Raw genomic sequence first — 25,678 nt, forward strand, 5'->3', positions numbered from 1 at the left:
TTAAAAATAATTTAATACATAAGAAAATTATGTATAGATTTGCTAGGTATAAAAATTCAATATTGAAAAAGAACAGTCTATATAAAGGAACTCTGCAAAACATCATTTTAAAGCTGCTGGCAAAAGAAGTAAAAATGTATGGTTATCAGATTACCCAACACGCGAAGGAGCTTACCCAGGGCGAACTGGAAATGACGGAAGGCGCGCTGTATCCTCTTTTACATAAGCTGGAATCGGAAGGCATTATTATTTCCGAAATCCAGAAAATAAACGGAAGGGACCGCAAATATTATCTGTTGACCGACAAAGGCAAAAGGCAGCAGGTAGAGCAGGAAGCTGAAATGAAAAATTATTTGTTTAATTTAAATACAATCTTCAATATATGATCACCAGGGAACAGGAAAATCAGATTACAGTTTATCTTGCTTCGAAGAAGCTATCTCCGCAGATATTTATAGAAATTAAAGATCATTTTATCCTTCAGATTACAGATCTGATGGACCGTGAGAATAAAAATTTTCAGGAGGCATTTTTAGAAACCAGATTAAGCTGGAAAAAGGAACTCGAAATGGTAAGGGCGGATCTTTTTTCTTTCAGGAGAATAGCGAGAATAGAAAAGGAGGTTTTACAAAGGAGGTTTAATAAAATGACCCTTACGGCATTACTCTTTTCCATGATCGCTGGCGGTGTCTATCTATTTTTGGGTGAAACGTATTATTATTTTTTGATTTTCGCCTTATTTATCTTTGTGTCGATCGTATTATTTGGAATTTTTTCAGGAAAAATAAGGTTCATGGAGTATCAGCAAATAAGTTTTCATCCTCTGATCATAAGAAATACTATTTTGGGGATGTTTATATTTCCGGTAGGATGTTATTTCTCGGGAGAATATGAATTCTGGAAACCGGTCTGCAATCAACTGATTATTTTTTATTCGATGACGATACAGGTTCAGCTTCTTTATTTCAGAATTAAAAAAATTAATGTTCTTATTCGGTAAATTTTAAAATTATTACACATGTTTTCAAATCAGCAGGAACAGGCCATAACCGATTATCTAATCCTTCATAAGCTTCCGCTGGATATTTTGCTGGAGGTAAAAGACCACATGATTTCCCAGATTTCGGATATTCAGGCTGACGAAAACCTGACTTTTGAAGAGGCTTTCCATAAAACACAGAAATTGTGGGAAAGTGAATTTAAACTGACGGGGTATTCATTGTTTTACAAGGAGCAGATTCCTGTTATCTTAAAGAAGATTGTTAATGAAAAGTATGCCGGTATATTCAGAAAAGCTTTGCTTTTCGGGCTCGCTTCTTTTACTGTTAATTTATTATTGGTGTATTTCTCGGCGAATCAGGAAATGTACAATGATCTTTTCCGATTCTACAATTCACTTCTGGTCATAATACCTTTCTCATATTGGGCTTTCAGTAAAAAAATGAGAAGGTTTGTGAAAAGAGATTTTAAATACCGAGAGAATTCATTTTTCACAATGTATCAACAAAATTTTGGAATGTTTGCTATCTGTGGCAATATGATTTTCCAGCTGATTATTCGTGATGATAAACATGTTTTCAGATTTTTCCGGACGGATGATCCTGTGACCGTACTTCCGCTTGTATTATCTCTAATATTGCCTTACCTCCTTCATACCATTATATTTTTTGTTCTTATCAATTTCTATGAACATAAAAAATCTCTTGATAAAATGAAGAATTTTCTGCAGGCCTAACCATGATAATTCACAGTAGTTCTGGAGGTAAGTCCCATATTCTTTTTGAGCAGGAGCTATGAAATTTTTCGTCCGCAATATTCTTCATTTTGTCTAAAGGCTATTAAAACGACTTATCAATTTTTAAAATCAGATCATAGCAACAGTTTAAACCTTAACGGAAATTAGTATTGGATTATTTTGCCATCAGATCACAGAACCAGAAAACATAGTCGCCATCTTCGTCATTGTCCGCGGACTTGGGTTTCGGATAGGATTTCTTTATAATTTCACCCATTTCAAAACTGATCGGATTTTTAAAGATCGGGCCATCAAAAGTGAACGTGTGGAATTCTCCGTTTTCTCCGCAGGGATCAACGTTTTCCGGTAAATCCGTAATAAAATACTGATCGATAATTCGTCCTGCGAAGCTTTTATCTAGATACATTTCATTTACACAAGTGACAATGGTTTTAAAACCAAGATCCAGGAATTCATGGATGAGGTCTGTGGTGTTGATTTTCCACAAAGGAAAAACGCCCTGTATGCCTACGGACTGTAACTGATCCTCCCGGTATTTCCTTAAATCTTCCAGGAAAATGTCGCCAAAAACCGAATGTGTAATGCCTTGGCTTTTACATTGATTCATCGTCCGAAGCATCAGTTCCTGGTATTCCTCCATCGAAGGTTCTGCCGGAAGCTCCAGTTTAATAAGAGGCAATCCTAAACTTTCCGCCTGTTTTTCCAGCAATGATACAGGCACACCATGCATGGAAATTCTCTGAAACTCTTTATTGATGCTGGTTAAAAGTGAGGTGATTTCGAATTGTTCTTCCTGTAAAACTTTGTACAGAGCCAGGGCGGAATCTTTTCCGCTGCTCCAGTTGAAGATGGCTTTGGGTTTCATATTGAGATAAATCTATCAAAAATAATAATGTTTTAGGTATATTTAGAAAATAAAATTTAAGAATGAAAAAAGTTTTGCTTCTTGTTTTCTTTGTACTAAGTACCTTTTCCTTTGCTCAGAGTATTAAAGTGCTAAGACAGGAAGCTGTAAAAGCTATTAACAATTATGATTTTGAAACGGCTAAAGGATATTATGAAAAAATTTTAGATAAAGGATATAAGACGTGGGAGACCTATGTTTTACTTGGTGATTGCGAGTTTCATCTTGGAGATCCTGATAAAGCGTTAATTTATTTTAATAAAGCAGAAGCAAAAGCGGATGTTCGATACCACGCAACGATTTACATTAGGAAAGGAACTATTTTTATGCAACAGAAGAAATATGAAGAAGCATGGATGCAATTTTTAAAGGTCGAGATTACAAGGCCGGAAGATCCGTCAGCAAAAAAATTACAGGCAACTGCATTATATCATATGGAAAAATACAATGATGCCTTGTTCACCCTTACTAAAGCTGAGAAACTGGATAATTCTGATCTGGAAATTAAATATTATAAAGGATTAGCGCTTATGAAGCTAAATAAAATTCCCGAAGCCTGTGAAAATTTTGAATTGGCTAAAGGTTTGGATAATACTGAATTAAAGATTGTATCTGCTCAGCATTGTATAAAACCTTAAAAAAACCTCAGAGAATTTCTCTGAGGTTTTCTAATTATTGTATTTCATCAGGTTTGAGCCATTTTATTTGGCAATCTTTAAAATATTCATTAATCGCAGGAACGGCTATTGCAGCTTTTGGATGTACATCATGAAATAAAATAATTCCTTTTCTCCATAACAGCATCAGCGTAATAACCCTGGATGAAACTTCCTGTGAAGAAATCTTTTCACTCCAATCCTGAGAATCAATATTCCATAAAAGGATCGGTTGTTTACCTTTCAATAAATAATTAATAATTTCTAAGTTTCTTTGTCCGTAGGGCGGACGAAAATAAAATGTTTTATTATTGAAATTAAATACATCTTTTATAATAGCATTGCTTTCATCGATCTGTAATTTCCAGTCGGGAAGATATTGATGGGATTTGTGGACCATGCTGTGCGAACCTATCCAATTTTCTCCATACATAGAAGCAACATTGTTTTTACCGTTCGCAGCAATTCTTTGCTGTAATTTGTCTCCTGATAAGAAAAAAATACCAATTAAATGTTGTTCTTTCAAAATGTTGATTAGCTTATCTGTATGTCCGTTTTTCGAAGTCGGCCCGTCATCAAAAGTTAATAGATAGCTTTTGTCTTTTAATTCGAAACCATTCTTTTCGGTCGAATCCAATGTGCTAATCTCGCTGCTCCTTTTATTGGATTTTGCAGCCAGACGAAGACACTCTAGAATATAGGTCTTATAAAAGTTTTTGGAATTTTGATACCAGCCTTTCAACTCTTCGGGTAATTTGGCTGGAAGACTTTTTGTAGCTAAAAGCAGTTCCTGATAAGTAGGATTTGCCTTTACAGAAATTATTTCAGAGAGAGCATTTGATTCCAGATCTTTAAAATTAGTAACCAATCGATCTTCAGTCTGCTTCTTCCATGTTTTTATGCCTTCGGAAGTGCCGTCTTTAACCCCTAAAGTTTTTAATAATTCTGTTCCATTATAAGCATCAATCTCATTAAAAGTCTTTAAAAATACCAACATTTCCATTTTGGAAGCAACATCAAAATCTTTACTGCTTTTCATCGACAGTTTCCATAAATCGCGATTTGCGGTCGCAATATTAGAAGGGCCTTGTGAAAAGAAAAAATTTGAGAATAGGATGAAGAATAAAAAAAGTTTTCTCATTATCTCATCTTTGCTTTTACCCTTAACAGAGCTTTATCATATACCGGATTTTCTTTATTTTCTTTAGCTAAACCATAATAGTAGAGCGCATCAGAGTATTGTCCGCTGTTTTCATAAATTTTAGCAATATTATAATACGAACTCGCTTTAATCGTATTATCATTTGCAAATTTAATCGCTTCTCGATTTGCCCAGATTGCTTCTGCATGTCTGCCTATTTTACTGAATGCAAGACCTAAATTGCTGTAGATTTGTCCATCAAAAGGATTATATTCCAGTGCCTGCTGATAATAGTTAACAGCCAACTCTATTCTGCTTGCATGATAATAATTTTCTCCTTGTTTATTAATATCAAGTGCTCTCTGCTTGTCGCTTTCGGTAATAGAAGTGCTTGGGGTTGATGAATATCGGTAGTTGCTTAGTAAGCTCTTTACTCCTTCCCACGAAGTGGAATTTTCAAAATTATTAATATCAATGATATTTCCTGACTCATCGATCATAAAAACGACCCAAACTGTACCCTTTTTCTGTTTAGGAACTTCATAGCTTTTAATTAAAGTATTTCCGATATAAACATATACTTTGGCGTTACTTCTGTTTGAAAGCGTCTGATTATCAATTTCTGTTCTGTCGGAAAAATCATGTACAGCGTAAATATATTTCTGGTTTTGGGCTCTTTTCTCAATCGTAATGGTTTCCGGACCAAAGCTGTCCGTATCGTCTACATCAAGATTGGCATTGGTCCCTTCTTGATGATAATAACAAATATGATTGTTCGGATAAGAGAGATGTGAATCCAGATCAGAAGGATATTTTCCCCAGCTCAGAACGATTCTCATTCCGTCCAGGTCTTCCATAATGGGACTTAAGGCATAAGTTAGGCCACCGAAAGGCCCTTTTGTAACCAACGTAGAATAGCCGTCTTTTTTAATAATTAAAGTAATCTCATTATTCGCATCGATAAATTGTGGTGGGATAGTTGCTTTCCCGGAAGCATCTGTGCTTGTAGTTTCTGAAGTTTCACCGTTTTTTTGGAAAATAATCTGTGCATTTGGAATGACTTTGTCTTTAACGACAGCACTTAAAACCAGCAACTCATTATTTTTTTGAGCAAAAACTAGAGATTGCCAAAAAAGAAAAAGCAAAAGAATTTTTTTCATGGAATGTTTTTTTATTTAATCGGTCCCAAATATAAAAAATCCTCCAATATTTTGAAGGATTAATTTCATTTGAATAAAATCTTATTTGTATTATTTAAAACAGGTAGCAGGAAAAATTGCCTGTCCGGCTACGGACCTACATATTCCTTCTATACTTCCCGCCCACTTCAAACAGGGCATTCGTAATCTGCCCAAGCGAACAGTATTTCACAGCATCCATCATCACCTCAAATAAATTTTGCTGGTTGATGGCAGCATATTGTAGTGTTTTTAAGGCTTCTTCCGATTTATCTTCATTTGATTTCTGGAAATTGTGAAGCATTTCGATCTGGGCCTGTTTTTCTTCTTCGGTAGAACGGATGACTTCTCCCGGACGAACCGTTGGTGAACCGTCTTTTCCTAAGAACGTATTCACTCCGATGATTGGATATTCTCCGGTGTGCTTCAACCATTCGTAATGCATGGATTCCTCCTGGATTTTGGAACGTTGGTACATGGTTTCCATTGCTCCCAATACACCGCCTCTTTCCGTAATACGGTCGAATTCTGTATAAACGGCTTCTTCTACAAGATCCGTCAGTTCTTCGATGATGAACGAGCCCTGAAGCGGATTTTCGTTCTTCGCAAGTCCCAACTCTTTATTGATGATCAGCTGAATTGCCATGGCTCTTCTTACAGATTGTTCCGTAGGAGTGGTAATTGCTTCATCATATGCATTGGTGTGGAGTGAGTTACAGTTATCATAAATCGCATACAATGCCTGTAAAGTCGTTCGGATATCGTTAAAATCAATTTCCTGCGCGTGAAGCGAACGGCCGGAAGTCTGGATGTGGTATTTTAGCATCTGGCTTCGTTCGTCAGCGCCGTATTTCAGCTTCATGGCTTTGGCCCAGATTCTTCTGGCAACCCGGCCGATCACCGAATATTCAGGATCGATCCCGTTGGAGAAGAAGAAAGATAGGTTAGGGGCAAAGTCGTTGATGTCCATTCCTCTGGATAAATAATATTCCACATAGGTGAAACCGTTGGCCAGGGTAAAGGCCAGCTGGGAAACAGGATTTGCACCGGCTTCCGCAATATGGTATCCTGAAATGGAAACGGAGTAGAAGTTCCTTACTTTTTCCTTAATGAAGTATTCCTGAACATCACCCATCAGCCTTAAGGCAAATTCTGTAGAGAAAATACAGGTATTCTGAGCCTGATCTTCTTTTAAAATGTCGGCCTGAACCGTTCCACGGACTGTAGCGATGGTTTTGGCTTTTATTTCTGCGTATACATCGGCAGGAATGATTTCATCACCGGTAATTCCCAAAAGTTTTAAGCCTAGGCCATTATTGGAAGGTGGCAATTCGCCGTTGTATTTCGGTCTTGCTAAACCTTTGTCATCGAATTTTGCTTTTAAAGCGTCCTCAACCTTAGCCTCAAGCTTATTTTCAATAATATATTTTTCAACGTTCTGATCGATGGCAGCATTCATAAAGAAAGCAAGCAGCATCGGCGCCGGGCCGTTAATCGTCATGGAAACAGAAGTCAGTGCATTTACCAGATCAAATCCGGAATAGAGTTTTTTAGCGTCATCCAATGTCGCAATAGACACTCCTGCATTCCCGATCTTACCATAGATATCCGGTGGTAAAGCAGGATCCTGACCGTAAAGCGTCACCGAGTCAAAAGCGGTAGACAACCGTTTGGCCGGCATTTCTGCTGATACATAATGAAATCTTCGGTTGGTTCTTTCAGGACCTCCTTCTCCGGCAAACATTCTCGTCGGGTCTTCTCCGGTTCTTTTGAAAGGATAAATTCCCGCTGTATAAGGGAAACTTCCCGGAAGGTTTTCCTGGCCTTTCCATTTGATCAGGTCACCCCAATCGTTGTATTTCGGTAAAGCGATTTTCGGAATTCGTAGGTGGGATAAAGATTCCGTTGAGGTTTCCACTTTAATTTCCTTCCCTCGTACGAAATAGGAATAAAACTCTTCATGGAATGCTTTTTTGGTATCGTCCCACGTTTTCAGGAAGTCGATGTTTTCCTGCTGAAGTTCTTTTTCAGCCTTTTGATATTCAGCATCTAAAGTCTCATTCGAAATAATTTTTTTAACACCGTTGATATGATACATTGTTCGGGCCAATTCTGCCTGTTTTTCAATGTTGGCGTCATATTGTCGGTTGTTTTCTACGATTTCAGAAAGGTAGCGGACTCTTTTTGGAGGAATAATTGTCACTTCTTCCGTCACTTCCTGCTCAACAAAAGTCTGGAATTGAGGAGCATTATTACCCTGAGCCTGTCGAAGGGTATCATTAACTTTAGAAACCAACCGGTTGTAAAGCTCTGTGGTTCCGTGGTCATTGAACTGGGAAGCCTTCGTAGCGTACACCGGCATTTCATCCAACGGCTGCTCCCATAGCAAATGATTTCGCTGGAACTGTTTTCTTACTGCCTGAAGGGCATCCAGCGCACCGCGTTTATCCGATTTATTTAAAGCGACTAAATCAGCATAATCCAACATGTCGATTTTTTCCAGCTGAGTGGAAGCTCCGTACTCAGGCGTCATCACGTACATGGAAACATCTGCAAAATCAGAAACTTCCGACCCAGATTGTCCGATTCCCGAAGTTTCCAGGATAATGACATCAGGATGAGCCAGTTTCAAGACGTTTAAAGCAGACTGAATAAACGGAGAAACGGAAACGTTATTTTCCCGGGTTGCCATCGAACGCATATACACTCTCGGATCATTGATGGCATTCATGCGGATCCGGTCACCTAGAAGGGCACCTCCCGTTTTCTTTTTGGAAGGGTCGATGGAAATAATGGCCATTTTTTTATCCGGATTCGAACGAAGAAAACGTCTCACCAATTCGTCGGTTAATGAAGATTTTCCGGCTCCTCCGGTTCCCGTAATCCCGATGATCGGGATGGTCAGGTCTTTCGATTTTTCATCAATGGCCTGTACCAGTTCCGGTTTTTCTTCGGAGAAGTTTTCCACGGCTGAAATAATTTTGGCAATGCTCGTCGGGTTTTCGAAGCTGATCGCATCAAGATCCTGCGCTGTTGCCTCTTTTCCGGTTGCAAAATCGGATTTCTGAACCAGGTCGTCGATCATTCCCTGAAGCCCGAGTTCACGGCCGTCATCCGGAGAATAAATCCTGTCGATACCGTAATCCATCAGTTCTTTGATCTCTTCCGGAAGGATCACTCCGCCGCCGCCGCCGAAAATCTTAATCTGCGGTGAGTTTTTTTCCCGTAAAAGATCATAGATGTATTTAAAATATTCGTTGTGCCCTCCCTGGTAGGACGTCAGGGCAATGGCATTGGCATCTTCCTGAATAGCGGTATTCACCACTTCTTCAGCAGATTTGTCGTGTCCGAGATGGATCACTTCACATCCGGTTCCCTGGATCACACGGCGCATGATGTTGATCGCCGCATCGTGGCCGTCGAACAACGACGCTGCCGTCACGATTCTTACTTTATTGTTTGGAGTATATTTTTGGGTTTCCATAAAAAATCTAGAAAGTTTCTGAATTTCCAAATATAACAATAAAATAGAAACCGCTTGTTTAATAATAATTCGCTGTATACTAGTTTGTTAAATCGAATTGATTAATTGAAATACTAACCATTAAACTAACATTTGTTAGAAACTGTTGGTAACCAGAGGCTGTGCTTCAATTTCCCTATACCTGCTTTGAGATTTCAAATTAAAAATTTCTACTTTTGCATATTATTATCAGGATATGAAAAAGGCACTGCTGTATTTTGCACTCGGAACGGTTTTAAGTTTTTTAATCAATTATCTTTTTTACAGTTCGGAAAATATCGGGCTCGATGTATTCTATGCCATTGCATTCGGATTTGCCTGGGGCGTTGCCTATTATCTTGATACTCCCCGTTTTACACTGCCTCAGAAATTGGGATTGTCTTTTCTGGCGATGGGACTGCTGGTTTTAATCGGTACCTTGATTTTCACTCTTGAACTGGCCATTCCGTCCATCCTTAAATTTTCTACGGTTTTTGTTGCCTATTATCTTATTGCAAGCTTCAGGGCGAATAAAACGCTTCGGGATTAATTTGCATTTACTTTCTTATTTAATTAAATTATAGAAGATTGGCGGCGCATGTTTAAATAACAAACTAAAATTGGGATTTTAATTTTATTCCCAAATCCTGAATTACCGATTCTTTAATTTTTGATCCTAACGGGCTTTTTTTCAATGTATAAGGTTGATTTACGGAAATGTGCTGAGATTAAATAAAATATGTTTTTGCGTTCCGAAAATAATTTGTACCTTTGCACACCCTTTTAGGGGAAAATTATGTTTAATCTTTAACTAAAACGTGTGAATACATTAAGTTACAAAACTGTTTCAGCGAACAAAGCTACTGCTAATAAAGAATGGGTTGTGGTAGACGCTGAAGGACAGCCGTTAGGAAGACTAGCTTCTACGGTTGCAAAGATTTTGAGAGGTAAGCACAAAACAAACTTTACACCTCACGTAGATTGTGGTGATAACGTTATCGTTTTGAACGCTGGGAAAGTTACCCTTTCCGGAAACAAGTGGAACGACAAGACTTATATCTGGCATACAGGATATCCTGGAGGACAGAAGTCTATGACTGCGGCTGAACTTCAAAAGAAAGATTCTTTAAAAGTATTGGAAAAATCTGTAAAAGGAATGTTGCCTAAAAACAGATTGGGAGCTGCTTTATTAAAGAACCTTTACTTATATGAAGGAACTGAGCACAAACATGAAGCTCAACAGCCTAAAACAATTAATGTTAACGAATTTAAATAATTAATATGTCTACAGTTCACAAAATCGGAAGAAGAAAAACTTCTGTAGCAAGAGTTTATGTAAAGCCAGGAACTGGTAACATTACAGTAAACGGAAAAGATGCTAAAGAATATTTCTCTACAGATGTTATGGTTTACAAATTAAACCAACCATTTATCCTTTCTGAAACTGTTGGTCAGTATGACGTTACCGTAAACGTATTCGGTGGTGGAAATACAGGTCAGGCAGAAGCTATCAGATTAGGGATTTCAAGAGCTTTATGCGAGATCAACGCTGAGTTCAGATTAGCATTGAAGCCTGCTGGTTTACTTACAAGAGACGCAAGAATGGTGGAAAGAAAGAAGCCAGGTCAGAAGAAAGCAAGAAAGAGATTCCAATTCTCAAAACGTTAAGATTTGCTGTTGGCGAATGGCTTATGGCTATTGGCTACAGAAATGTACTACATTTTATTTAAACTTAATCTCGGCGAAAAGCCCGCTGCTGTCAGCAAAAAGCCAGACGCCCATTGCCCGTTACGTTTAGCATCCAAACGCTTCTCCCATCTAAAGAAGTTGTTGATTGTTTAAAAAACGGAAAGTAAACTAACAAAAACAGAAAACATGGCAAAAGCAAATGTAAAAGACCTTTTAGAGGCTGGTGTACACTTCGGTCACATGACCAGAAAGTGGAACCCAAATATGGCTCCATACATTTTTATGGAGAAAAACGGTATTCACATTGTAGACTTACATAAAACAGCTGTTAAATTGGATGAAGCGTGCAGCGCTTTAGAAAAATTAACTTCTGCAGGTAAAAAAGTTCTTTTCGTAGCTACTAAAAAGCAGGCGAAAGAAGTAGTGGCAAAACACGCTTCTGAACTGAATATGCCTTATATTACAGAAAGATGGCCTGGTGGTATGTTAACAAACTTTGTTACTATCAGAAAGGCTGTTAAAAAAATGAACTCCATCGACAAAATGAAAAAAGATGGGACGTTCGAAACATTATCTAAAAAAGAAAGATTACAGGTAGACAGACAAAGAGCTAACCTTGAGAAAAACTTAGGTTCTATCTCAGACATGGTTCGTCTTCCTTCTGCAATCTTCGTTGTAGATATCATGAGAGAACACATCGCCGTAACTGAAGCTAAGAAATTAGGTATTCCAGTTTTCGGTATTGTGGATACAAACTCTGACCCAAGAAAAGTAGACTTCGTTATCCCAGGAAACGATGATGCTTCAAAATCTATCGATATGATCTTAAACATCGTTTCAGATTCTATCAAAGAAGGTCAGTCTCAGAGAAAAGCTGATAAAGAAAAATCTAAAGAAGAAGGAGAAGTAGTATCTGCTGATAAAGATGCTGATTTCGATGCTGAATAATTAAAGATTTTCTTTAAAAAATAAAAAGCCGCTGAATCTTAGATTCAGCGGCTTTTTATTTTGATGTATGAAGAAATTACTGATGCTGAAGTCAAATATCAATTTGAAACCGCTGTACGGTGCGGTCCTGATACGAATTTTGTTTTCTGATAGACTGCATTACAAACCATACCGGAAAGATTATAATTCTGGTTTTTAGGGACCATCACCGCTCCGATTTTACCGGCTGCGATCGGAACTTTCTTAAAATAGTTGTTTCCGCTGATGGTTAGCACCATATTGCATCGGGATTTGTTCTCTACCGTTACGGAGGTCTTATCCTGATCGGCAGATCCGTTTAGAATATCCGTTAAGACCGCAGCGGTTTCCGATTTGTAAGTTTTGCTTAATGTCTGGTATTCTATTTCCGTCTGATTGGCCGGTGTTGTCCGTGTACCGGTATTGGAAATAGCAGGAGCAGATCTCCTTACAGGGGTAGAGACGGTTTTATGATGGGTAGCTTCACAGCTGTTAAGCGCTACCACAGCAAAGAGGATGAGAAATGCCTTGACGTCTTTGGTATTCATATTTCTGATGGTAAATTTAACCTTTGTTTTTAGAGGAAAACAATTTATTTAATGGTCCTGACCGGATTATTGATCGTTAAGAACATACTCTTATTCAAATCCTTTTTGGAAGAGTACAGGATATCACAGACATTACTTGCCAACGTATAATTTCCTTTATTAACAACAATAAAATTCTCGCTTTTTGCAGGCACTGCCATATTATAAAAATCTTTTCCGCTAATTCTTACAACGAGATTACAATCGGAATTATTTCGGAACAGAAGAATTACTTCTTTGCTCGTGATATCTTCATTAAACATAGCGTTCAGAAGTTTCACCGTTTTGTCCTGATGTTCTTTTGAGGTTGAAGCAAGAAGACGCTTATATTCCTCTGCTTCAGAAGAGTTGGAGCCGTTCATGATATGACTGGGAATTTCCGAGATAACAGGCCTTGCTTCCATAGGATGTGCGTTCTTTCCTTCTTTAGTCCATTCGGTATTTTTTAAGGCTATCAGTTTCGGCTTCAGAACACTTTTTCTCGGATCATCAGGATGGCAGGTTTTCAGGAAATATTCTATCTCCGGAATACTTTTGCTTTCTAGAATATTCTGAAAAGCACTTTCGGAAGAATTTACCTTACAGGAAGTGAGGAGAGAGCATAAAGAGATAATCAGAGTAATTTTTTTCATGGTAAGTTTTATGTTTATATATGACGATAAAAGGTTGTAAATGTTACAGCCTTAAATGCATTTTAGTCAGATTAAAATAAAATTACTCGGAAATTACCGTTGATGTTGAAATGTTTGTGTGCTTCGAAATAATGGTGTTTTTCATCATAAGTTTTTTTGTCTTTAGTTGATTTTAAATTTAATATACGTAATCGTTTTTCCTTTTGCTGAAAAGAGTTCTTCGTAATAAGTTCGGATGTCTTTCAGGTGAGGGGTATCCGGATTGTATTCTACCGCTCCGTAAATATCGTGATGAGCCGTTAGGATTTCATAGCCTGCTCCCTGCAGATAGCCTAAGGTATAGCCGTGAAGGAATTCCGAATCGGTTTTCAGGTGAATAATTCCGCCAGGCTTAAGGAACTTTTTGTAACGGTTTAAAAAGTCAGGGTGGGTGAGCCTGTGCTTGGTACGTTTGTATTTGATCTGCGGATCTGGGAAAGTAATCCAGATTTCATCCACTTCGTTTTCCCCAAAGAAATAATCAACAAGCTCGATCTGGGTTCTCAGAAAGGCTACGTTATGCATTCCGTTTTCCACGGCTTCTTTTGCCCCGAACCAGAATCTCGCGCCTTTAATATCTATGCCTATAAAGTTCTTATCGGTGAATGTCTTGGCAAGACCTACGGTATATTCTCCTTTTCCGCAGCCCAGCTCCAGAACAATCGGATTTTCATTTTTGAAAAAATCCGTTCTCCACCTGCCTTTAAGATCAAAGCCATTTAAGGCTTCTTCTCTGGTCGGCTGGATAACGTTTGGTAATGTTTTGTTTTCTGCGAATCTTGCTAATTTATTTTTACCCATGAGAAATTTATAAAATCCCGCAAAAATAGCGAATTTTACACAAATGCCTCTTTTTTAGAGGTAAAAATAATGCTGACGGACCTTATTTCTTCAGAGAACTTCCCAAAGCAACCATCAGAGGTTTCTGAATTGTTTTTTGAGACGCATACTGTGCACCGCAGACAATACTTGTAAAGAGATAATCTCCTTTTTCTACAACAATTGAGTTGTCGCCATGGGAAGGAACAGGAAGCCTGTATTTGGTCGTGCCGATTCCTTCGATCCTTACAATGATATTACAGTCGGATTTATTTTCGATCATGACGATGCACTCCTTAGCGTTCGGATCATTATCGAAAAGGGAATTTAAGATTTTTACGGTTTTATTTTTGTGCTCTGCCGGATTTTCAGACATCAGCATGTTAAATTCTGCCGCTTCGGTATCCGGAATAGCTGAAACGGTTGCTGTTGCCACGACCGCAGGCGCAACATATACATTTTTCGGGTTGCTGGGGGTGTAGACGATTGCGGCCTGACCGACCTGCAACTCTTTCTGGTATTTGGCGATTTGCTTCTGCTTGATGATGGCATTCATCTCATCAAAAGAAATCTTTGTGGAAGGACGTCTTTTCAGCATGGCCAGCCAGTCCTGCATCTGCCTTACTTTCAGATCTCCGGGTTTCGCATTTTTGATGTATTCTTTCATCATCTCCATTACGCGGGGCTTCAGTACGGATCTCCTGGGGTCGTCCGGGTGGGCATCGCGTAAAAAGGCATTGATCTCATAGATGCTTTTGCTCCGTAAGATATTGCTGTAATCTTTTCCTTTCGACTGTGCTGAAAGATTCAGGAAAAGCATGGCACTGAAAAATATAAGTAATTTTTTCATTTACTGATATTTAAGGATTAAAAAAGGAATAAACGCTCTTGCTCTCTTTTAATTGACTTCTTCAGGTTATTGATGGATAAATTGCAACGGCAATTGCACCAGCTGATGCTTACGCACAAATTTTTGCTAAAAATAAACATTATTTGAATAAAACAAAAAATGTATACTGCGATTTTGCAATATACATTTTTAATTTTTATAATTGATAGTTATATTATTTTACAACATCCTGAAGGTGAGAGTTTTTCAGCCTTCGCTGGTAAATCGGCAGGTATTTTTCGATGGGAATTTTTATTGCTTCAAAGTTCCCCGCCATTACATAAGGCTCAACATTTTCCGAAGTGTATACAAACTGAAGGAAATTGTCGATCAGATTTTCAGGAATTTTAAATCTTGTGAAATAGTCTTTTCCTAAATAGTTTTTAATCTGGGTAATAGAATTGTTCATTCTTTCGTATGCTACGTAGCGCTGCTTTTTCTTTCGTTCCCCGGAAAGAATATCATAAATACTCTCGAGGCTGAATGTAAGTCCGCCATCCCTAAGCCCGGCTACCGGCAGTTGCGGTGGTGTCCCGTCGCCTTTCGGTTCCGGCAGACCAATTACTTTTTTGATGGCCAGTGCCTTATCCTCTTTACGGATTGAGTTGATATCGTATCTCAAATTCCCTGTAGGTCTGAAACGGTTGATTACCACTTCCTGGATATCGTGGTAAGCAATTTTAAGCTCTACTAGATTTTGCTGATCCATCATCTGCTGTGTCAGTTTAATATCTTTCCGTTCTGTCACGATAGAGGTAAAACGGATGACGTCTCCTGGATTCGCCTGGATGGAAAAATCACCGTTATAATCACTTAGAACTGTTTTCAGCGTATTAAGATTCGTAACGTAGATCTGATTGAGATACAATACGGAATTATCCCTCAGGAATACTTCGCCGGAATAAGATTGTGCGTTAATTTTTGCCAGAAAAACCAACAGCAATAGGGTAAATAGCTTCTTCATAGAATATGGCAAAATTACACAGAAATTGTACCAACTTATACCTGTCTTAGCGATGAAAACAGGTTAAAGTTATATTAAACTTTAATCTAAAACTGTTAAGGAATGTTATAAGGTTTTATTTATTTAAAAATATTATGATCAGCTGCCGGATTTCTTATTTAAATTAATAATTTTTTACCAGCAGCCAGCTTGTATATTTCACGGTCGTTGAGCCTCCGAATTCCGTCCAGCTGATAAAATACCAGTAAGTTGCCGTATTGACAGGGCGTCCTGTTATTCTCCCGTCCCAGATAAACTTATTGCTAGAGGAACCCCTAAAAACTTCGGCACCATACCGGTCGAAAATCCTGAATATGACGTTTTCGTTATTCATTAAAGCGGAATAATCGATCACATCGTTATAGCCATCCAGATTCGGCGTAATCGTATTAATAAGATTAATGATTACGAAAGTTCTTGTTGCCTCTTCGCATCTATTGGAATCACGTACGTGAACGACATGATTTCCTCGCGGTACGTTATTGAATACGTTGGAGCTTTGCCAGCTTGTACCGTCCAGAGAATACTCATAAGGTGGGGTACCGCCGCTTACTCCGATGGTTACTGTGTTGCCGTTAATCTCAATCGTGGTAATCACTGGAAGCGTAGATTCGGTAACATCTACCGTCTGCCGGTAAGTACATCCATCAAAAGTAAGATCTACATAATAGGCTCCTGAAGAAACGTTGGAAATAGACTGGGTCGTGGCACCTGTACTCCAATGGTAGCTGTCAAATCCAGGTCCAGCATCAAGAGTCGTCAGTGTACTAGGGCAGATAATTTTATTAACCAGCACCGTCGAATGTTTTGGAATTTTAACCGTTACGGTAATTGATGCAACATTTGGGCATACACCGGACTTTTGGAATCTTATGTAGATCGTCGTTGAGCCGGTTAAATTCATAGGATTCGACAGTACGGCTGTATTATTCTGTGCGTCCAGCAGAGTAGGATGAAAGGTTGCCGTTACCAGCGGATCTGTTGTAAACTGATTGATAAAAGACTGCAGGTCGATCGATTTGGTGCCGTCCAGATCATCATCGCACATCGTAACGGTATGCGTTGTTTTCAGCAAAGGAATTTTAGCACCGATGGTAAACGTTAGCGGCTTTATGACCGGTGGACATCCGTCCGGAGATTCCACTCTGATATAAATCGTCGTCGTGGTAGTATATGACCAGTTGTTGGGAAGGGTATTGGTACCTCCCGAAGTGGCTGAAGTAAGGTCCCCATAATATTTTACAATGGTAAAATAAGAAGGATTGCTCAAAACAATAGGGGTGATGTCGGAAAGCGTAACATTCACCACGCCATCTAAGTTGTCATCACAAAAGATTCCTGTATAATTACTAAGTACATTCGCAAAAGGATATAGGTTTAGCGTAATCTGTGCAATAGCTTTACATCCTATATTATTTTTTACGACTGCATACACAATGGTTCCGTTAGAAGCAGTATATGCTGTAGGATTGGCAATCGCTGTTCCGGTAGTTTCGTTCTGTGCATTGAGCAGGGTGGTGTAATAGGTCGTTGTAACCGGAGAATTGGTGGTCACGTTTGCGGTAGTTAAATTAAATATCCCCTGCCCGGATCCGTTGTCACAGGCTTTGAGCGTCGTATTATTTACTGTCAGAACCTGAATGTCCATGGTTACTGTTACCGTTTCGCAATCGGGAAAATCAGGATTGTTTCCGCAGAAGGTATAACTGAAGGTATCGGTTCCTGTAGTTCCCGGATTGGTTACTGTATAAGTGATTACGCCGGTCGCCGGATTGATTGCAGCAGTACCTAATGTAGGAGCTGTAAGAATGGCTACTGTCGAAGGTACTGGCGTCTGGCTCGAATTCGTAAAAGCCGGTGTAATGGTTTTTGTTGTACATACGCCATAAGTCGCATTGGTAAGACGGGTACAATTTAATACTTTAAACTGTTCGGTGATTAAAGGAGCACAGCTTCCCATAGTAACGGAACATGTGTAATAGCCGGGCTGCGTCGGAGTAATTGACGAACCGGTAGCGCCCGGAATCAGTACACCGCCGACATACCATTGGTAAGTATCATAAATGATTGGGTCAACCGTAAGCACAATTCCGGGGATACAATTGCCTCCTGATCTCAGGATCACCGGTTGTGTTGGAAATCCTGCGAAAAAACCACCGTAACCCACGGCGTCACTTCCTGCATTGATTCCTGCCGTAATCGCTTTTGAGGAATTAACGGTGATGGTTCCGGTAATATTGGGAATACCATAGGTCACCCAGTTGTTGGTTCCTGTCATATCGAAAGGACCTGTGGTAGCCGGCGGAACAGTTCCGTTTACGGTAACAACGGCCCCTCTTTCGGTAATGAGATTCAGTTTGGTAGGAATGTTTAAAATTCCGCTCGGGTTGCCGTTGGAATAGACAAAATTCTCGTCGATAAAACCAAGCTCATTAATCTGTTTCGGAAGATAACAGTTGAGCGCGGGAATAAAATTAAAACCTCCCGTAGCTGCTTCAGCTCCGGCAGTGTTTGCCCCGGCAAGCACCTGGTAGATATAAGCATTTTTAGATGTTCTGATATATAGATTGTAATGCCCGTTCCCCTGAAGCTGGTATTTGGTATCCGGAATCATGAAATATTGCCCGATATTTAAAGTGGCAATAGGAGTGGTTTCATTGTTTACCCGAACTTCCGTATTGTTTTCAGTGGCTATTACAAGAGCGCCTTCCATATTGGCCCCTATACTTCCGTTGCCCTTTACCAAAGCAAATTCATTTCCCAGTCTTTCCACGGGAACGGCCTGGTCCATCAAAATATCAGAGCTTGAAGGAAAGTTTCCGGCATATTGCCCGTTAAAGTTTCCGTTGGTAACATTTATATTTTTATTGGCTACAATTTTAGCTCCGATAAAGCCGTCGAAATTTCCCGTATTGGTTCCGATCCCATCGATGATATAAGACTGCCCTTTATTTAAAGTGAAAGTCATCGTCGGAGTAGTAGTTCCGGTAGTTCCGTTTGAAAATTGTACGGTAGGTTTGTATCCTGATATCGTAACTGTGGTATTGTCGTCCGTAGCGAGTACACTCGTCATGAAATTCAGGATCGAGTTGTTCACGGTAATCGGCGCATTGGCTGCGTAGAAGAGTTTTCCGGTAGAAGGAATTCCTTTTGAGGTAATAATTTCCGCATGATTGAAAACCGAAAACCGAAGGTTGGCATAAAAAGGGAATTCGGCTTTTACGTAAATTCCTTTTGTTGTTGGTGTGAAAAGGTCCGTCTGTTGCGTCGTAATAATGTAATCCCTTAAAATATCTACTTTCTGAGGATTTCCTTTACTGATTGTAACCGTTGCGATGATTGTGTTATTGTTATAGATGTTCACCGGAAACGGTGTTGTACGGTTGGTGGAAAGGTATAATTTCTGATAGGGATTGGAATTTCCCGTCCTGTCTACCATCGGGGCGAACCAATGTTCCCTATCCAGCTGAGCAAATGTAAAGGTGAAAAAATAAAATACAAATAGAAAGGATAGAATTTTCTTCATTTAGGTAGCCTTTAACACAAATTTAATAATAAAAAGCATTATCCTGTTAAAAAATTAACAAAAAACCATGATTTCAAAATCATGGTTTTCAGTATTTTACTATAAGGTTATAATCGACATTTTCATAGAAAGCGGTTGGAGTATTCAATCCGAAGCTAGGGCTCGCTGTAATCCACTTCATGTACTTTGTTATCATTAAATCTAAAAAGATAAAAAAGCACAGTTTCAGAACTGTGCTTTTAGTAATTGGTTTCAATTTTAATTTAATCTCTGTTCTTAACAACAATCCATCCCGAATACTTTATCGGTGTTTGTTTGCTGTTCGGCTCGTTCCAGCTCAGATCGAACCAGTAGTTTCCGGTAGGTACTTTTTTACCTCCAATGGCGCCGTCCCACTTATATCCGTTGGTTTTATTTCCCTGGTGCATTTTTGCTCCATACCGGTCATAAATATTAAAGACAAAATTCGGTTTATAAGCCAGTGCGGAGTAATCCAGTACGTCATTAACGCCGTCTCCGTTTGGTGTGATGATGTTGATGAGGTTCGGTACCGTAACTTCTACATCAATAGGATCACAGTCATAAGCATCTTTCAGATAAAATGTATGGTTTCCTCTGGCAACATTGGTAAATACATTAGAATCCTGCCAGTTGATGTTATCGATCGAATATTTGTAAGGAGCGGTTCCTCCTGCTGCATTTATTGTAACAGTATTGTTTGAAATGTCGATGTTTGAAATAACCGGCTGTTCTGAAGCATATACTTTTACAGTCTGTCTGGCTGTACATTCTCCTGTTTTCAAATCTACCCAGTAAGTTCCTACGGTTACATTATTGATGCTCTGGGTTGTTGCCCCGGTATTCCATTTATAGGCAGTAAATCCTGGGCCCGCATCTAAAGTCGTCGTATCTTCCATACAGATAATCTTATCTTCAAGAAGGCTTGAATATACCGGAGGAAGAACTACCAAAGTAATTTTCGCTACTCTGAAACATCCGTTCGCATTGGTTACCCTTACGAAAACAACCCCATTGGGAGCGATATAATTTGTAGGATTTTGAATCTGATTTGTTCCGTTTTGCGCATCCGTAAGCGACGGATAATATTTTTTGGTAATACCCGGTGTACTTGTTACGATAGCAGTTGTTAAATCAAATAACGCCTTTGCCGGAGTTGCTGTTATAAAGCATGATCTTAAAGTCGCCTCATTTACATCAGGACTTGCGGACACTGTAAACGTTAGGGTTACCTGTTCACAATCTGTAAATTCCGGGTCGTTTCCGCAGAATTTGTAAACGATGGTATCTGTTCCTGCGAATCCGAAAGTCGGGGTATAGATAATAACTCCGTTAGGATCGATAACTACAGTACCGTTCGTCGGAGGTGTTACAATCGTTACGGTACTCGGAACGTACGTCTGGGTAGAATTGGTAAACGATGGAATTACGCTCTGGAATCCTTCGCATACGGTTAATGCTTTTGTCGTTTGGTTAAGACAGGTATATACTTTAAATACCGGAGTAACTACCGGAGCACAGGTTCCTACGACAACGCGCACTGTATAATTTCCTGCCAGCGTCGGCGTAAATGTGTTTGAAGTTGCTCCCGGAATAGCGGTATTATTTCTGAACCACTGATAAGAATCAAACCCGTCATCCACCTCAAGGATCAGACCCGGAATACAATCTCCGGTCTGTTTGGCAATAACCGGGATCGAGGAGAAGCCTGCAAAATAACCACCGTATCCTACAACACCACTACCTCCGGAAATACCGGCTGTAACGGCTTTTGTTGAAGTAATCGTCATATTTCCCGTAACATTCGGTACAGAGTAGGAAACCCAGTTGTTGGTTCCCGTTACGTTATAGGGTCCCTGAGCGGCGGTAGGAGTAGCTCCATTTACTGTAACGGCAGCCCCCTTTTCGGTAAGAATATTTAATTTTACGTTATTCGTCGTAGGCGGAAGAATGTTAATCATTCCGATTTCATCAATTTTTCTCGGTAAATAACAGTTCAATGGCGGAATATAATTAAATCCGATCGTTGCATTGCTGTTGGCAACCCCTGCCAGTAGCTGATAAACATATACATTCTTTGTAGTCTTAATGTACATATTATAATGATTATTCCCCTGATTAATGTAATTGGTATTGTTTACTTCATTTACCCTGTAGCTCTGTCCTTCATTAAGAACAGCTGCCGGGGTGGTCCCTGCATTGATATATACTTCAGTATTGTCTTCTGTTGCTACGATCAGGGCATCTTCCATTCTTTTGCTAATGTCGCCGTTTCCTTTTACCACTACAAATTCATTTCCAAGCCTGTCGGTAGGCACGGACTGGTCCATGACAGTATCCGATCCGTCATAGAAAGAACCTGTTGCAATGGCGAACTGTCCGTTGAAATTTCCGTTGGTAACCGAAACCGGTTTGTTGGCAACTATTTTGGCACCAAGGAATGCTTTTTTATTGGCTGCGGTATTTCCTACCCCTTCTATTATGTATGACTGTCCTTTATTTAAAGTAAAAGTTAATGTCGGATTTGTAACCCCTGTCCAACCATTGGTAAATACGGTATTAGGAGAATATCCGGAAACCGTAACGGTTGTATTGTCTTCCGTTGCCATGATTCCCGCCATGAAATTAAGAAGCGTGGAGGATGCAGATCCTGTTGTAATATTTTCTATCGGAGATACCACAGCATAAAATTTCGTCCCGATTCCTGCTTTTCCTTTTGAAGTAAGGATTTCTCCATGGCTCGTTACAGAAAAACGCAGTGTGGCATAATAAGGACGTGTACCTTTGGTATATAATCCTTTACTGATTGGTGTAAACAAATCCGACTCCGCGGAAGTAATGATGGCTGCCAAAGGAACCGTGAATGTCTGTGGGCTTCCTTTGCTGATCGTTACAGTACCAATCAAAACATTGTTGCTGAATATCTGTACAGGAAACGGTGTTGTTGAATCCGTAGAGAAATATAAAGCTTGTTGCGGGCTGGAGAGAACAGAGCTTCTGGCTGCCATTGGAGCAAACCAGTGATCTGTATCCCTTTGCGCAAAAATTGTATTAATTCCGAAGAGAATCAACACAAGCGATAATAAAATTTTATTCATAAATATGGAATATGGATTTTTGCAAAAATAGTAGAAAATTGTATTAAGTATTCAATTAATTGCTGAAAATTACAATCTTGTTTACAAAAAAACCACGATTTTAAATCGTGGTTTTAAGAATTCTCCTGCAAAAGATCTTTAGTTTATATTTTTTACCATGATCCAGCCGGTGTATTTTATTGGGGTCTTTTCTTTGTTCGGTTCATTCCAGTTGATGTGGTACCAGTAGGTTCCGGTGGAAATTTTCTTATCAAAATGTCTTCCGTCCCATTTGTAATTATTGAATTTATTCCCTGTGAAAATCTTATTTCCGTATCGATCGTAGATTACAAAGCTAAGGTTTTCTTTATATGCCAATTCGCTGTAATCGATATAATCATTTTTATTATCACCGTTTGGCGTAATAGCATTTACTAAATTCGGTACGGTAACTTCCACGGAAATCGGTGTACAGTTATAAAAATCTTTTACATAGAATATATGCTGCCCCCTGGAAAGCCCGGTGAATACGTTGGAATCCTGCCAGTTTGTAGGGGAATCCACTGCGTATTGGTAAGGAGATTTACCACCTTTTACATGAACAGTTGCCGTATTATTGGAAATTTCAATCTCTGAAATCACTGGCTCTTCTGCTTTTTTAACACTTACAAGCTGCTTAACAGAACATCCGTCGGCTTTTAGAATTACCCAGTAATTTCCTACAGCTACTCCGGTTATTACCTGTGTAGTAGCACCGGTACTCCAAAGGTAGGATTGGTAGCCAGATCCTGCATCAAGACTTGTTCTAGCATCGATACAAATGGTTTTGTCTGCAAGAACAGTAGATCTCTTCGGAGGAATTACAACGAGGTTTACTTTCGCAATTGCGTAACATCCGTTTGAATTATATACTCTAACATATACGGTTCCGTTTCCTGAAATATAAGCTGACGATAGAGTATTTAAGATTTCATTGGTCGCATTGCTGGCATCAACAAAAGTAGGATAATACTTTTTAGTGATAGGCGTTTCTGCTGAAACATTTGCCGTCGAAAGATTGAACGCAGCTTTTGTTTCGTCTGTCTCAAGGAAACATTCCCTGATTGTTGCTTCCGTTACTACAGGCGTAGGAAGGAAATCCAAAGTGATCTTCGCCGTTCCGGTACAGCCTTCATTAGTCGTTACTTTTACATAAACAAAGCCGGCTCCTGAAAGATAATTTGTAATATTTGTTGTGATTTCATTGGTTCCTGCATTTAGTGCAGTCAGTGTCGGATAGAATTTCTTAACTACAGGGCTATATGTCGTTACATTAGCGGCTGTCAGGTCAAAGAATCCTTTGCCGTTATACTGACATGCTTTAATCGTTGTATCCGTTAAAATAAATGGTACAACGGTTAGATTTAGGGTGACTTGTTCACAGTCAACGAATTCCGGTGCATTTCCACAGAATTTATATACAATAGTATCGGGTCCTAAATATCCTGGGTTTGGAATATAAGTGATCTGGCCTGATCCATTGATGGTTGCCGTTCCGTGGGTAGGCTGCGTAATAATAGTTACGGTGCTGGCTACCGGCGTTTGTGTTGTAGTAAATGAAAATGCAGGCGTGATAATTTTCGTAGCACATGCATTTAGAGCTGTTGTGGTATTTCTTACGCAGCTTGTTACTTTATAAATCGGTGTAGTAACAGGAGGACAGCTTCCGATGGTTACCTTCACGGTATAATTTCCTGCGGTTGACGGTGTAATTGTATTTTGTGTGGCACCGGTAATGGCTACACCATTTAAGAACCACTGATAGGTCTCATAGCTGTCATCCACTTCCAGAACAATTCCGGGAATACATTCACCGGTCTGCTTTGCAATTACCGGGATAGATGAGAATCCGGCAAAATATCCTCCATATCCAGCAGTGCTATAGCCTCCATTTACTCCGGCAGTTACAGCTTTTGTCGAATTCACCGTTAGGTTTCCTGAAATTCCTTCTATCGCGTAGGTTACCCAGTTTGTATTTCCTGTTAAAGTGTATGGGCCCTGAGCTGCTGTTGGCGTTGTTGCCGGACCTCCATTTGTACTATAGGTAACGGTCGCTCCTGCTTCCGTTAAAATATTTAGTTTTAATGTAACCCCTGAAACATTCGGCATTTCATCAATCTTTCCGATCTCATCTATTTTTCTGGGTAGGAAACAGTTCAATGGTGGGATGTAGTTATAACCTCCCGTATTGTTTGCCGTACCTACACCTACCAGCTGATAGAGGTATACATTTTTAGAAGTGGAAATCAACATATTAAAGTGTCCGCTTCCTGCGGTTTGCTCGATATAATTTGTTTCGTTGATTCTGTACCATTGCCCCGCGTTGATTGTTGCTAAAGGCGTTGTCCCGCCGTTCACGAAAATCTGGGTATTGTCTTCCGTTGCAATTACAATTCCTCCTTCCATATTTTCAGATGGAGCGGTAGATCTTGTTTTTACCATGGCGAATGTACTTCCTAATCTTTCTACAGGAACGGATTGGTCCATGATTAAATCGGAACCGGAAGAACCTCCTGCCCCAAAGTTTCCATTCGCACTTCCGTTGGTTAAGCTGATCGGTTTGTCGGAAACAATTTTTGCGCCGATAAATCCTGTAAGATTCGCTGATGTTCCGTTATTTCCGGCCATGATATACGACTGCCCTTTGTTCAAGGTGAAAGACTGGGAGTTCCCAGCCGTAGTTCCTCCGATAAAGGACAGTCCAGTAGTTGTCCAGGTTACAGTCACCAAAGTATTATCTTCGGTGGCTAAAACACCTGCGGTAAAATTATTTGACGAACCTGTACCGGCATTGGTATTGGGCGCATTAGCCACATAAAATAATTTTCCGATTCCGGCTTTCCCTTTAGAGGTGATGATTTCACCATGAGAGACTTGTGCAGATCTCAAGGTACAGTAGAACGGTTTATCTCCTTTAAGATAAAGCCCTTTTGTGATCACCTGAAGCGCATCGGATGTAGCGGTTGCGGAAACCAGATTGGCCGCCACCGTATACGATTGTGGATTTCCTTTGCTGATGGTAACCGTCTGGATCAGGATGTTATTGTTATAAATTTTTACATCAAAAGGGGTCATAGAATCTGTTGAAAGATACACAGCATTGGTATATCCACTCGTGGACGCATAATAAGGTGCGATCCAGTGATCCGTATCCCTTTGGGCAAAAAGCGTATTGATGCTAAGCAGCATTAATACAAAAGACAGTAGAAATCTGTTCATATGGAATGATTTAGGATTTCTACAAATTTAGATAATAT

20 protein-coding genes are annotated in these 25,678 nt (G+C 39.5%); 8 read left to right on the forward strand and 12 right to left on the reverse strand.

Features of this window, described 5'->3' with window-relative positions; translation table 11 throughout:
• Positions 1-62: 62 nt before the first annotated feature.
• Genes QE422_RS04255 through QE422_RS04265 form a run of 3 tightly spaced genes read left to right on the forward strand, consistent with a single transcriptional unit; the run spans position 63 to position 1,735 of the window.
• Positions 63-386, forward strand: coding sequence for a PadR family transcriptional regulator (locus QE422_RS04255; protein ID WP_307455311.1), 324 nt, complete (start codon positions 63-65; stop codon positions 384-386).
• Positions 383-1,000 carry a hypothetical protein gene (locus QE422_RS04260; RefSeq protein WP_307455313.1) on the forward strand — a complete coding sequence of 206 codons (618 nt, stop codon included), beginning with the start codon at positions 383-385 and terminating at the stop codon, positions 998-1,000. Before QE422_RS04255 ends, QE422_RS04260 begins: the two co-directional genes overlap by 4 nt.
• Before the next feature lie 18 nt (positions 1,001-1,018).
• Positions 1,019-1,735, forward strand: coding sequence for a hypothetical protein (locus QE422_RS04265; RefSeq protein ID WP_307455315.1), 717 nt, complete (start codon positions 1,019-1,021; stop codon positions 1,733-1,735).
• A 175-nt stretch (positions 1,736-1,910) separates the two neighbouring features.
• On the opposite strand, the gene QE422_RS04270 is transcribed toward QE422_RS04265, so the two are convergent.
• Positions 1,911-2,621 carry a diphthine--ammonia ligase gene (locus tag QE422_RS04270; protein WP_307455316.1) on the reverse strand — a complete coding sequence of 237 codons (711 nt, stop codon included), beginning with the start codon at positions 2,619-2,621 and terminating at the stop codon, positions 1,911-1,913.
• A gap of 62 nt (positions 2,622-2,683) precedes the next feature.
• Between QE422_RS04270 and QE422_RS04275 the strand changes: the two genes are divergently transcribed.
• Positions 2,684-3,298 carry a tetratricopeptide repeat protein gene (locus QE422_RS04275; protein WP_307455318.1) on the forward strand — a complete coding sequence of 205 codons (615 nt, stop codon included), beginning with the start codon at positions 2,684-2,686 and terminating at the stop codon, positions 3,296-3,298.
• A 34-nt stretch (positions 3,299-3,332) separates the two neighbouring features.
• On the opposite strand, the gene QE422_RS04280 is transcribed toward QE422_RS04275, so the two are convergent.
• From QE422_RS04280 to QE422_RS04290, 3 genes are all read right to left on the reverse strand, one after another.
• Entirely contained in the window at positions 3,333-4,457 is a 1,125-nt protein-coding gene (locus QE422_RS04280; RefSeq protein ID WP_307455321.1) for a polysaccharide deacetylase family protein, read from the reverse strand.
• The gene (locus QE422_RS04285; RefSeq protein ID WP_307455324.1) at positions 4,457-5,617 is read right to left on the reverse strand and encodes a tetratricopeptide repeat protein; all 1,161 of its coding nucleotides are present in this window, start codon (positions 5,615-5,617) and stop codon (positions 4,457-4,459) included. Before QE422_RS04285 ends, QE422_RS04280 begins: the two co-directional genes overlap by 1 nt.
• A 136-nt stretch (positions 5,618-5,753) precedes the next feature.
• A complete protein-coding gene (locus tag QE422_RS04290) occupies positions 5,754-9,119 on the reverse strand; it encodes a methylmalonyl-CoA mutase family protein (protein ID WP_307455328.1) in 3,366 nt (1,121 codons plus the stop codon).
• 235 nt (positions 9,120-9,354) lie between these two features.
• Here QE422_RS04290 and QE422_RS04295 point away from each other — a divergent pair, with 235 nt between their 5' ends.
• From QE422_RS04295 to rpsB, 4 genes are all read left to right on the forward strand, one after another.
• A complete protein-coding gene (locus tag QE422_RS04295; protein WP_307455331.1) occupies positions 9,355-9,687 on the forward strand; it encodes a hypothetical protein in 333 nt (110 codons plus the stop codon).
• A 270-nt stretch (positions 9,688-9,957) separates the two neighbouring features.
• On the forward strand, positions 9,958-10,413 hold the full coding sequence (rplM, locus tag QE422_RS04300; RefSeq protein WP_042722889.1) for a 50S ribosomal protein L13: 456 nt from the start codon (positions 9,958-9,960) through the stop codon (positions 10,411-10,413).
• 5 nt (positions 10,414-10,418) lie between these two features.
• Positions 10,419-10,805 carry a 30S ribosomal protein S9 gene (gene rpsI, locus QE422_RS04305; protein WP_072883409.1) on the forward strand — a complete coding sequence of 129 codons (387 nt, stop codon included), beginning with the start codon at positions 10,419-10,421 and terminating at the stop codon, positions 10,803-10,805.
• A 207-nt stretch (positions 10,806-11,012) separates the two neighbouring features.
• Complete coding sequence (rpsB, locus tag QE422_RS04310; RefSeq protein WP_146943200.1) at positions 11,013-11,774, forward strand: 30S ribosomal protein S2; 762 nt, start codon at positions 11,013-11,015, stop codon at positions 11,772-11,774.
• Between the two features lie 98 nt (positions 11,775-11,872).
• Here rpsB and QE422_RS04315 read toward each other — a convergent pair whose 3' ends face one another.
• The 8 genes from QE422_RS04315 to QE422_RS04350 form a co-directional block, all read right to left on the reverse strand.
• Complete coding sequence (locus tag QE422_RS04315; protein WP_307455335.1) at positions 11,873-12,340, reverse strand: DUF6759 domain-containing protein; 468 nt, start codon at positions 12,338-12,340, stop codon at positions 11,873-11,875.
• Between the two features lie 44 nt (positions 12,341-12,384).
• Complete coding sequence (locus tag QE422_RS04320) at positions 12,385-13,011, reverse strand: DUF6759 domain-containing protein (RefSeq protein WP_307455338.1); 627 nt, start codon at positions 13,009-13,011, stop codon at positions 12,385-12,387.
• Positions 13,012-13,173: 162 nt separating this feature from the next.
• Complete coding sequence (gene trmB / locus QE422_RS04325; RefSeq protein WP_307455341.1) at positions 13,174-13,851, reverse strand: tRNA (guanosine(46)-N7)-methyltransferase TrmB; 678 nt, start codon at positions 13,849-13,851, stop codon at positions 13,174-13,176.
• An 82-nt stretch (positions 13,852-13,933) separates the two neighbouring features.
• Positions 13,934-14,719, reverse strand: a complete 786-nt coding sequence (locus QE422_RS04330) for a DUF6759 domain-containing protein (protein ID WP_307455343.1) — start codon at positions 14,717-14,719, stop codon at positions 13,934-13,936.
• A 214-nt stretch (positions 14,720-14,933) separates the two neighbouring features.
• On the reverse strand, positions 14,934-15,722 hold the full coding sequence (locus QE422_RS04335; RefSeq protein ID WP_307455346.1) for a hypothetical protein: 789 nt from the start codon (positions 15,720-15,722) through the stop codon (positions 14,934-14,936).
• A gap of 163 nt (positions 15,723-15,885) precedes the next feature.
• A complete protein-coding gene (locus tag QE422_RS04340) occupies positions 15,886-19,287 on the reverse strand; it encodes a T9SS type B sorting domain-containing protein (protein ID WP_307455349.1) in 3,402 nt (1,133 codons plus the stop codon).
• Between the two features lie 263 nt (positions 19,288-19,550).
• Complete coding sequence (locus QE422_RS04345) at positions 19,551-22,403, reverse strand: T9SS type B sorting domain-containing protein (protein WP_307455352.1); 2,853 nt, start codon at positions 22,401-22,403, stop codon at positions 19,551-19,553.
• Between the two features lie 138 nt (positions 22,404-22,541).
• Complete coding sequence (locus QE422_RS04350) at positions 22,542-25,640, reverse strand: gliding motility-associated C-terminal domain-containing protein (RefSeq protein WP_307455354.1); 3,099 nt, start codon at positions 25,638-25,640, stop codon at positions 22,542-22,544.
• Positions 25,641-25,678: the final 38 nt, after the last annotated feature.

Source organism: Chryseobacterium sp. SORGH_AS_0447, assembly GCF_030818695.1.
Lineage (GTDB): Bacteria > Bacteroidota > Bacteroidia > Flavobacteriales > Weeksellaceae > Chryseobacterium.